This window comes from Pectobacterium polonicum (assembly GCF_005497185.1).
GTDB lineage: Bacteria > Pseudomonadota > Gammaproteobacteria > Enterobacterales > Enterobacteriaceae > Pectobacterium > Pectobacterium polonicum.
Genome location: NZ_RJTN01000015.1, coordinates 108,897 through 120,392, shown reverse-complemented (window position 1 = coordinate 120,392; position 11,496 = coordinate 108,897). Strand labels below are relative to the sequence as shown.

Below are 11,496 nucleotides of genomic sequence, written 5' to 3'. Positions count from 1 at the left end.
AACGTGTATCAATGGAATATTTTGTTCCTACATAATCTTCCCATGGCATACCTTGCTTCATGTTGCCCTGGCCCCACAATATACCAGATTCGGCTGCGTTGACGGTGCTGATTGCCGAATTTCTAGCCATGAAAGTTCTGGCGGTCTGAATCAGCGATTTCCCTAGGCCAGCTAGAGGTACTAGCGCAACTTGGTTTTCGGGATCGGTTACAAACGCCGCAAATTTGGTCCATGACGGGCTACTGATATCAATAATAGCCAGATCTTGTCCGTTCCACTGTTGAACGTAGGCCTTTGCCTCATCGGAGGTCATCACTGAAGCCCCTAACAACCCCAGCCATTCTGGGCGGTCAGAAATACTTACTCCACCAATAACAACCTCTTTGTCATATACTTGGCAACTAAGAGGGTAGGATTTACAGAGTGCTTCTAGTTTTTCACTATTTATATCGCTTAGTTTTTTATATTTCTCTATGATGACTGAGCAGTCACCGCCAGTATCTTGACAAGCCTTCATTTCTTTATCAAATTTCAGCGCTTCAGAGCCACTCAGATAATTGCTTGTAATAACAATTTCTGCGGCACTCGCACCACTATAAGCCCCCTGAGCTTTACCACTAGCAACAGCGCCAGCTAGTCCGCCAATAAACTTTGATGTTTCTCGAACTTTTAACTCCCAGTTTTTATCGACCTCGAAGATATCTCCAATAATTCCAGCGGCCAGCTCAGATGCTAATGCGCCAGCGGCTGCACCTTTAACATCTCCACCACTGATTTCAGCAGCGAGCGCTGAAAGCGTAGCATAACTTAAGGCTTTTCCTGTCGTGGTCTGAATATAGCCATCATTGGCAATAGTATTGATTGCAAAAGACGATGCTTGATTAGCCGCACCTGTTAATAGCGCCGTGGTGAAATTATCCTTAAAGCTGCCGCCGTTAATCGCCGTGCCGATGCTGGAGCTGATTACTGACTGCCCGGCGACGCGCTGCGCGACTTTGCTCCAGTCACCCTTGCTGAGCATGGGGAGCTTAGCCTTAGCGGGGTCGATTACGGTTGTGCCGTTAGCAGCCTGGCTAAATTGCATGATTTCATCGAAGCCTGCTAATGCGCCGCCGATTACCATTGAGGTAACCAGAGATTTAACAGAATCGCTGTTGCTCATGGCCTGGAACGTTTTGGACAGATTGCCTTTGTTATCCACTAGCGCGACTGCCGCCTGCGAGGTCAGCGCTGTCATGCCTGAATAAGCTGCACCGTTTACTACAGCGATTGTTGTCGCGCTGGCTCCAGTTCCCACAGCACCAGCAGCCAACTGACCCGCTGCTGCTGCCAGTCCTGTGCCTGCGGTTACCGCCGCAACAGCGATTGCAATTACTGCACCTACAACGGGGTTCAGGCTTTGTGTGGTGTGGTTCCAGGTACTGTAAGCGTCTTGTACCGCGTTCCATTGCACATCGGGGCGGGTATTTAAGTCTTTCAGCCAGGCTGTGCCGGGGTTATTACCTAGCGTTAGTAGGGCATTTTGCAGGGACTGCGCATTCTGGGTTTTTGCATCAGCGGTAATGCCAGTCGCGGCATCAATAGTCAGTTGGCCGCCAGAGTAGATGCTTGGAAGCAACCAGGTGTCTTTGGTATAGCCTTTATCATTGCTCTTGATGAAGAACCCTTTTGAGGTGGTGATCGTCTGCTCGAATGCCGTATTTTTGACGGCTTTGAAGTTCACCTTGCCTTGTGTGCTGGTCAGCTTGGCGTTTTTGCCTGCGTTGATTTTGCTGGCTTCATAGGTGCTGTCATCACGGCTGAGCAGATTGATATCACCGTCTGCGGTGAATTCTGTCACTTTGTTCGTGACATTGTGGCTGGTTTGCCGAATGGTGGTTTTCTTTCCGTACCATTTGCGTGTGGTAATGGTTTTTTCGTAATGGCTACTTTCTTCCGCCGCTTGCGCATAGAGGAAACCACCTTTGGCTGCGGCATCTAATGCACCTTTAGCGATAAGCTGGGTCGCCTGGAAGAGAATGCTGCCATTGGATAACAGAGTGAGTATTCCTCCGCTGTTCAAGACGGCATTTTTTTGCGTAACGGACTCACTATATTCGTTGGTTCCTTCCCGATAGACATGATTGGCCACGGCGTTAAATTCCATTTTTCCGCCGGAACTTAATGTCATATCAGCACCGGAAGAGAAATCGGTTCCGGTGGCAATAAGAGTGCCATTCGCCGAGAGCGTTAATTCTTTATCGGTATGAAGTGAGGCTACAGATTGGCGATCATCTTTATTGTTATCATTTAAATCATCAATGAATGAGTATGCTAATGCGGGAAGAGTGAAATCGCGCCCAGCGACTAATGTAGCTCTTCCTTTACTTTTTACTTTCATTCCTTGAGCTTCAATATCCCGTCCTGCGCTAATTTGTAGGTTATTGCCGCTATATAGTTGACTGACGCTCTCTGGGGCACGACTTGGTAGAAAATCGAGAGAATATCCTTTTATTTTACTCTTCGGATTGATTATTACATCCAATGCACCGCTGAGGTTGATATCTTTTCCAGCATTAAGGCGTTTTCCTTGCAACAGAAGACTGCCTCCAGCATTCATTAAAATATCGTTCGTGGCGTTAACTTCGCTGGTTCTTAGTAAGGCATCGTTGTAAAGAGGCTGACGTTGCTCCGAAGATGGAGAAAGATCTGGCGATTGTTGTAAGAAATTGTCAGAATGGATGAATGATATATCTTTATTCGCTGAAATGGCTATATTTTTGCTTTGTGATATCTCTATATCAGATAGATGTATATTACCACCTGAGTTAATGTCTAGATTATCAGAAGCAGAGAGTGTGGAGAATTTTTGACGTTTTTCTGGTGTATAATAAAGCCCTGTTAAATAATTTTCATCTTTGGGCTGACTGTGTATCGTAATGTCACCCGTACGGCTTGTGAGCATAGCGTTTTGACTGATGAAATTTCCCTGAAAAGCAGAAATATTATTACCCGCTATGGCTGATAAATTTTTTTCAGCCTGAAGTTTTGCATCAGAGATAGAAATGTTTTCTTCTGCTATCGCCGTTATGTTTCCTGTTGCTTGTAACGTATCGTTGATGAAAATGTTCTTTCCATTTAGTACGATGTTTTTTGCGGTAATAGCTGGCTGAGATGTAATAGTAAAAACTGTATCTGGGGTTTTGATATCGTAAGGTGCTTTTTTATCAAAGCTTAATGTGTCTATGAAATCAACAACCAGATCACTTCCAGCCGTAATGCGAGAAGATAATGGTAGGCTCTCACGCCAGTTGTAAAAAGAGTCTAATATTTTAACCCATGAGGAATCTTTTCTATTTGGGTCAAAAAAATTGGGGGCTGGTGGTGGGGTCCGTAAATTCTCCTCAATATCATAAATATAATCAGACTGTATATCCATTGTCCCCAGTCGATGGCTTAACGAGGTGAAGTTTTTCCCGGTAAGCATGATGTTGTTTGATGCTGAGATCAAACTGGCATTGTTATTCAATTGAGTTGCATTAATATAAATATTTTTACCAGAAAGAATTGTAGCTTCAGGCGTTTCCTGAGACAGGAGATACTGCGTCTTCGCCTCATTAATTGTCAGTGCGACACCATTATCAATAGCATCCCCAAACCATTTCTTATTTTTATTATCTTTAAAATGAGGTTGATGTGTTATCTCTGCACCTTCTTCTGAAGGTTTGATGGATGTTGAGGTTGGAACGATGTCATTATCTTCTATTGTGAACTGGTGACGTAAGTTATCCAACTGCCCCGTTCGAACCACCAAATCCCCGGTATTGGTTTTAATCGTCCCCGAGCGGTTTTCGACCTTAACGCCTTTGTTCCCTGCCGCGTCTTTTTGAATCCACAGGTTGTTGTTGGCCTCAATGGTGGCCTGTGTGTTGGTCAGGCTATCGTTGAACAGGCGCATATCTTCGCCCGCGATGATATTCCCTCGGTTATTCAATACGGTACTGGCAAGCGTGATATCGCGGCCGCTTTTCACCGTATTGCCAGCAGCAATATCGACCTGCTGTGCATTCAGATTAAGGTCGGTTTTCGCGTGTACATTACCGAGCTGGATTTTACCTTTGCTGTCCAGCGTAATGCCCTGTTGAGTGCTGGTCAGGTTAGCGACGTTAGCGCCGACTCCGTCCTCGGTTGCCACAAGCCGGATGCGTTCTGCATACATGCCGCCGAGCGCTTTGGTATCGACTGCCAGCAGCGGTTTAGCACCTTCTCCGGCGATGGGAGTAATTGTGCCGGTTTTGAAATCGACCCGGTTGCTGCCTTGGGTAAGCGTCAGGCTTTTCGCGTTGATTTTGCCGTTCAGTTCGGTTGCCCGGCTGAGGATATCGACATAATCCGTCGCTGAACCGTCCAAGCCTTTTCCGCCAATGGTAATGCTGCCTTTTTTAATCTCCAGCGCTTCCAGTGCGCCTTGCTGGTCTAATACCGGTTTCCCCGTTGTCAGCGTGGCGGAAGGCGTATTGATGAACCCACAGCCATCACAGGTGATGCCGTTAGGATTAGCAATCAATACGTTGGCTTTATTCCCGAAAACCTCGACCTTCCCTTGCAGGTCTGAGCGGGTGGAGCCTGTGACCTCGTTGATAATCAGGTCGGCCGCTTTGCCATTGAGGTTAGCGTTAGCGTTTACCTGTCCGGCCAACTGCGATTGACCCGCGGTAATGCTGTTGTTTAGCACCGCACCGGGTGTCCCGACGCTGAAATCTTTATAGGTGTTGTGAGAAACGCCCGCTGCGTTCGGCGTGGCGATATTCACGACTGGGACAGCACCCGCGTTGTTGACCTGCGTGCGTGGGCCGTCTGGCGTGAGCGCCGCGAACGCGGGGTGTAACGGTTGGATCGCGGTCATGTAGATCAGCAGATAGCTAAGTCCGCGTGTGGCGCGGTTATTGAATTTTTCCATGTGACTTTCCTTGTTTTCCTTTTGCTGTGAATAAATGCTTAATCAAAAAGTGCTGTAACGGGGAGGGAGACTTGCCAGTAAACGACGGCGTTATCGGGATGGAGATCGTCTGGAAAGTGCAGCGGCATACCGAAAGACACCGATTGGCTTACCCAACGTGAAGACGCGGACAGGCCGACGGAAGCACCGGTCATATTGCCGCCATCGACTTTGCCAGCTTTCCCCGCGATCCACCCGCTATCCAACGCGGTGGTTAATGCGATATCACCCAAGAACGGCAGGGTGGTGAATTGCCAGTTCAGTTCATTACGCCAGTAGAAACCCCGGTTGCCAGTTAGCGTCTGTTCCTTAAAGCCCCGGACGGAATACTCGCCGCCGAGCGAGATGCGTTCGCTGGTATACAGGTTGTCCGGCGTGATTTGGCCGTAAAGGGATGTCAGGAAGGTCAGCGAAGGTGCAAGCGGATAGAAATAGCTGCTGCTGACGCTAAATTTGCGGAACTCGCTGCGCGGCAGGCCACTGCTCTCTTTTACGTCATCCGTCGCGCCCCAGCTCCGCAGGCCGTGGCTTAACATTGGGTTGAGCGTAAAATATCCCCCGGCCAGCGTGGTGCTATAGCTGAGCCCAAGGCTGGCGCTACTGACCGTAGGGCTGCTGACTTCAAGACGCTCACCCGCCATCCGGTTCTCGGTGCGTCGACGAGAGAATGCGCTATCCAACGCCAGCTTCTGTTTCCCATCCCGATAGAGCGTTCTGTTAAGGCTGAGCCGATGAGTATTACTTTGCCCTTCATAGCGATACGCGCTGCTGCCGATCGGGATCGGTTGGAAAAAGTCATTCCAGGCGTATTGGTAGCCGAGCGTCCAGTAGCCATAAGGCAAAGACATCCCGCCCGATAAGGCTTTGCTGCCATAGCTATGGCTGAACGCACTATCGCGGCTGGCGGTGAGCCACCAGCGATCGGCGAGCCGCAGCGGGTTGTCGAGGGTAAGGTGGGTCGAAAGCTGTTCGCGGCCCGTGTTTTTTTGTCCGCTGTTGTCAGCGCTGAGAGTGAGGGTGACAGGGCGGGCTTGTGTGGTGCGTTTGAGATAAACAATCGAACTTCCTGCTTGTTTTCCCGGTTGAATATCAATGGCAACCTGCCGCGAAGGCAGACGGTTCAACTGTTCCATCCCTTGTTCGATGTCGCGCAGATTAAGAATATGTCCTTCCAGCCTGGGGAAGGCCATCTTGATTGCGAGTGGCGTTTCCCCTTCCATGCGAATGGCTTCTATCTTTCCCTCGCTGACGCTGATGATGAGCGTGCCGCCGGAGAGGTCTTGCTCTTGTAAATAGGCTTGGCTGGTGACAAAGCCACGATTGAGGTAGGCGTTAGTGGTTTCCCTTACGGCGTTATGGATTGTGGCTAAATCAAGGCAGCGGCTTTGGTAGCGTTGCTGAATGGCCGTGCGATCTTTCGCTGGGAGTGACTCTGCATCATGAAAAACAATCTTTTGGATGGGGAAACAGACGGCATCCTTTATGGTTGGTGCGGTGACTGTCGGTATTGTTAAGGTGGTGCCGTTTTCCAGCGATAAACGCTGCTGTTTGGCCTGTTCCAGTAATGACTTTTGTTGGAATTCCAGCGCATCTCGATCCGTTGGGCTGATGGCGGTGGCTACAAAGGTTGAGCCGCTGAGACTCAAAAAAATAAGGCTTATAAAAGAAAGAGTTTTACACAAAATGAACGCAATCCTTACGTTGATTTACATTTTGCGCTTATATACACAAATGCCTTATGCCGTGGCTAGGTAAAATCGATACCCGATAGAAATTCGACAGAATGCATTGAGAAATTTAATTTATGAGAATAAAAATGATAGTCATTATCATTTTTATATAAATAGGCAGGTAACTCTATCGCAAGATAGCGTCATCTTTATATTTATCATAGGGTTTCCGCTATGATGGAAACCCTATAAAGTCTGAAGTGAGGACGGTTACTTAAAGTCTGCGTACGGTGTAAGCGGCTGCGGTGGGCTGTCGAGATCGCCCTGCCAGCCGGAGGCGGAGTAGCGCAGGTAAAGGAGGCCGTGGCTTGGGGTGTAGTCCTTCGCCTGCTGAATGTCGATACCGACACCCAGCGTCCAGTGTGAGCTGAGGCGGCGTTCGACGATGGCACGCGCCGTATAGCCGAAACCGGAACTGCTGCTGCCTTGTTCGACGGTGTCCCTGTCGGTGAGCGCGGCGTTACCGAGCAGGCCAGTTAGCGGATAGCGTCGCTGGTCTTTGGTAGAGGAGCGTGACCACGACAGCGATCCGCCAAGTTCCCACGACCAGTTTTCCGTCCGTTGCCGATAGTTTACCGGCACGCCCAGCGAGAAGTATTGCTGTGGGCTGTAGTAGCCGCCCTGACCGAGTGAGTAGCCGCTTAAGTCTTTCTGGTGTCGCCACCACATGCTGTTCAGACCGACCGTGACACGTCGGTTATCTTCGTTAATCAGCTTGTAGTAGTAGCCCGCCATCGCACGGGCGCGATCGTTATCAGCCACGTTTTTACCGGTAATCTGGTGGACGCTGAAATCACTCCAGACGCCGTGTGCTTCGCCCCGATCGTAGCTCAGACCAAGGCTAACACCCGTCGCACGTACGCCGCCCCAGGTAACGCCGGTGCCCGGATCTCTGGTGCCGCCGAATGCCAGTAATGAGCTGGAGATCGGGCGGCGTGAGGCGGTCGCCGTCCAGCCGATTTGCCGCCAGTCGCCGCTGTAGCTGGCACCGCCGACGACATCGACCACGTCAAAGCCGAGCGGCGTGGTGCCGATATCCGCTGACCAACGGTTGTTTTTCCAGCCTGTGGCGACGCTGGTGCCAGTCGCTTTCTGTGATTTCCCGTCGAAACAGTCCCGCGTGGCGCAGGTGCCGAAGGTTTCCCGGTAGGCACCGGTACTGTCTGCTGAGAAGGAACCGGCGTTCATCTGCACAGTATCGGTGCGGAAGAAGGCACGGCCATCGTACAGCGGCATATCTACCTGCAACAGGGTGTTGTGAGCGCTTAGATCGGAAATCCCCCCGGTGCCGCTCGAACTCGAGTAATCATGATCGAGGGTGACGGTAATATCCTGTTTGCGATACAGATCTGCGGCATCGGCGCGGATGCTGCGTTGTAGCCAGTCGTCGCTGCGATGATTACGCGTCAGTCGGGTGTAGTCGTCGTCGCTTTGTGGCAGCGCGGGGGTAATGCTGCTGGCAACCATGGCCTGTTTATAGTCCTGCTTTGCCTGCTCTGGTTGAGACTGCTGCTGTTCAACCCGTGCCGCATCGCGGTAGACCAATGCTTTGCCCTGACCGATCGGTTCTTTCTGGGCGTCGATTTTTAGCTGATGGAAAAGCGCTGTCGATTTTTGTGGATTCCCTACCGCTTGCCAGGCGTTGGCGACGCGCCGCTGGCCGTTGAGGGACTCTGCCGCCTGTGCTGAGAGCTGGTTCAGACGCTGGCGCGCGTCATCTTGCCGACCCTGCGCGATAAACGCGTCGATCTCGCCCAGTTGTGCGTCAGGGTTCTGTGGCTCACGTATGCGGATGCGTTGATATTCCGTCAGTGCCGTCGCGTATTCACCCCGTGCCAGCGTCCAGTCTGCCAACAATAGATCGATACGAGGGTCTGTCGGTTGTTGACGCAGGAATGCAATGGCGGCAGATTCGTTACCTGAATCGCGCATCGCTTCCGCTTTCGCAAGCCGGGTCTGCATTGCCAGACGCTGGGATAAGTCGCGCATATCATCGCTCCATTGCGCTGTGGGAAGCGTGTTCAGGTGAGCGAGTGCTTGCACATCCCGGTTGGTGGACGACAGGTAAAGTGAGTAAACATAGTTTTTTTCCGCGCTGGCGGGTGGAACGGCAGTAGCACGCTGTACCACGCTGTCCGCCTGCTGCGTTTTCCCCTGTTGGCGCAGTACCTGAGCATAGTGATAGGCCAGCCAGACGTCATTCGGGTCTTGCTGGTTCGCCTGACGGTATTTCTCCTCCGCCTGCGCCCATTGCTGCTGCTCTGCCAACCGATCCGCCTGCTGTTTCAGGATGTCGAGTTGCAGGGCAGCAAGTGTCTCTCGCTGGGTATTCTGCTGGCTGCGCGGCAGGCTGTTGAGGTAAGCGAGTGCTTTCTCCGGCGATTGGCGTTGGTAAATACCGACCAGACCGCGCAAGGCGTTGTCATTGCTGGGTTCGAGATGTAAAGCCTGTTGATAGAGTGGTTGTGCGGCGGCATCATTTTTACTGGCAACAGCCACGTCGCCCAGACCAATCAGCGCATAAGCATTGGTGTTATCCATTTGACGTGCCTGCTGATACTTCTGCCGCGCCAGCGGTAGGTTGTTAGCTTTCAGCGCGTTGTCGCCTTCCGCAATCGTGTTCCAATATTGCGTGCTTTGGATGAGACCTTCCCATTTACCGCTGTTGAGGCGATCAGTATCCGCCTGCAATGCTTTCTGGAACTGTGTCAGTGCTTTTGCCCGATCGCCTGCGCGCAGATAAACCAGACCCACTGCGCCGATCAGCTCAGGATCGTTTGGCGTGGCAGCCAGCGCTTTATTTAACTCGCCAAGCGTGGCGCTATTGCCGCCGCCATCCTCAATCTGTGCCAGCGCGCGCAGCCGACCCTGATAAACCGGGTCGGCGAGTATTCCCTGCTGACGACTGAGTTCTTTACGTGCGGTTTCTGCCTGCTCACCTTCATCAAACACGGTCAGAAAACGGTTTAGTTCAGCCACGCTTTGTGGTGTAACCAGCATCCGGCCAATAATTTCCAGCCACAGCGAAGCCGCCTGTCCACGTCCGACAGGATCGTTAGAAAGCTGCTTCAGTAGGGGATAGGCTTGTTCGTTACGATTCTGACTAAACAACAAGCGCGATAGCGCCATGCGCAGCGGCACATTATTAGGATAGGCCTGATCCAGCGTTTCCAGTTGCTTAATGGCAAGAGGTTGCTGGTTTGGCAAACGTGAAACCAGACGCCAATACTCCACGGCAAGCTCGAGCGTGGGTGGGTCGCCGTGAAAGAGCGCGTCATATTGCACTTTGGCTTCCGCATAGCGCCCGGATGCTGATAACAAGCGCGCCTGCTGCAATTGTTTACGCGGTTCTTCCTGCGTCAGCGCCAGCGTTATTGCTGACTGACGGTAGATGGCAGAGTTGGGTGCCACAGCCTTTAACTTTTCCAACTGCTGGCGCGCCTGCGCCTGATCGCCTTGACGCAGTACCAGCCGCAATCTGGCAGCGATAACATCGGGGTTATCCGGGTTGATCAGTTCCAGTCGATAGAGTGACTGGCGCACGATATCGTCTTTATTGCTGGCTTCTCCCAAACGCACTTGATCCATCAGGAACTGTTCTGGTGATGCGGTTTCTGCGCTGTAGGCCTGCGGTGCCGCAATCAACAATAACGGGAGGAGGCGCAGCCAGTTTACGGTGTTGTTGTGCATTGGCTACCCCGCGATGGTAAAAGTTGGCCTTGTGACGTGAAGCGGTAGCGCTTCTCATCCCATCCCTGACCAAAGAGCGTCAGAGAAGCAGAGAAATAGGCATCGTCACCCGGTGGATTCGCGGTGAGTCGTTGCCGCTGGGCGGCTAGCGCATCCGGCTGGCGGGATAGCATTGGCAGCAGTGAAGCGGAAAACCCTACCGACCCCTGTCCGGTGACGGCACCTGTTGCCGTGTCCGTTTTTTCAGGTGGTAGCCCTTGTTGGATCGTCTGCTGAATCATGGGCTGAAACTGTTTGATCAAGTCGGCTTTCCCTCTGCTGCTGTCAGCCATCATCCCCGCCCACAGATAGACGCGAATAGCGTCATAGCTACCGATATTGGGTTTGGTGGTATCGGGTTGCCAACCTTTGCCTTTTTGCCAGATGACCCAATCAGGTGAAAATCCTTTCGGTGCGGTTTCCAACAGCAGGCGCTGCGTGGTGCGTTGCATGGCTTTCCACGTTTCACCTAACGGAGCAAAGCGGGCCAGCAACTGTGGCGGCAGGTAGCTGGGGTTCAAGCGCCAGCTCTCTTTCTCTGCGAAACCCACTTTGCCGGGCAAGAGCATCACGCCCAGCCCCGGAATAGTCACGACCTCTTCCTTGGCAATACGTTTAAGTAGCGCCGTGCCCAGCGTGCTGTAGCGCGTATCTTTCCACAACCGACCCGCTTCAAGCAGGTTATAGGCGATCCACAAATCGGCATCGGACGCGGAGTTAGGGTCGAGCACCGTCCACTGCTTATCTTTGCTTTCTCCCCACAGCCAGGCGGGCAGATTGGCACTTAAATCGCCTGCGGACAGGTTGTCCTCCGTCCATTTCAGCAGCCGATCAAACATCACGCGATCGTTAGCGACCAGCGCAAAGAATAGGGCGTAGCTTTGCCCTTCGGACGTGGTGATTTTATTGGGTGTTGAGGTATCAATCACCCGTCCTTCCTCGCTGATGTAATACTGCTTGTACTGCTCCCAGGCGGGCCAGTCGCAGACAGCGGCGGTGGCCAGGGAAGTCCATAGCCACAGCAGCGTGGGGATCAGGTAGCGCAGCACGCGCGGCATG

Annotated in this window: 4 protein-coding genes; all 4 read right to left on the bottom strand. The window is 52.0% G+C overall.

Annotation, left to right across the window (positions count from 1 at the left end):
• The coding region (locus tag EDI29_RS15320; RefSeq protein WP_137741577.1) for a two-partner secretion domain-containing protein at positions 1 to 4,939 on the bottom strand (4,939 nt) is incomplete at its 3' end.
• A 38-nt stretch (positions 4,940 to 4,977) separates the two neighbouring features.
• Positions 4,978 to 6,660, bottom strand: a complete 1,683-nt coding sequence (locus EDI29_RS15315; protein ID WP_137741576.1) for a ShlB/FhaC/HecB family hemolysin secretion/activation protein — start codon at positions 6,658 to 6,660, stop codon at positions 4,978 to 4,980.
• A 258-nt stretch (positions 6,661 to 6,918) separates the two neighbouring features.
• The gene (gene bcsC / locus EDI29_RS15310; RefSeq protein WP_137741575.1) at positions 6,919 to 10,398 is read right to left on the bottom strand and encodes a cellulose synthase complex outer membrane protein BcsC; all 3,480 of its coding nucleotides are present in this window, start codon (positions 10,396 to 10,398) and stop codon (positions 6,919 to 6,921) included.
• On the bottom strand, positions 10,380 to 11,495 hold the full coding sequence (gene bcsZ, locus EDI29_RS15305; RefSeq protein ID WP_137741574.1) for a cellulose synthase complex periplasmic endoglucanase BcsZ: 1,116 nt from the start codon (positions 11,493 to 11,495) through the stop codon (positions 10,380 to 10,382). Before bcsZ ends, bcsC begins: the two co-directional genes overlap by 19 nt.
• Position 11,496 lies beyond the last annotated feature (1 nt).

What these genes read in the sequence shown, in the direction of transcription:
- bcsC (WP_137741575.1), bottom strand. Translation starts at nt 10,398, where the DNA reads ATGCACAACAACACCGTAAACTGGCTGCGCCTCCTCCCGTTATTGTTG.
- bcsZ (WP_137741574.1), bottom strand. Translation starts at nt 11,495, where the DNA reads ATGCCGCGCGTGCTGCGCTACCTGATCCCCACGCTGCTGTGGCTATGG.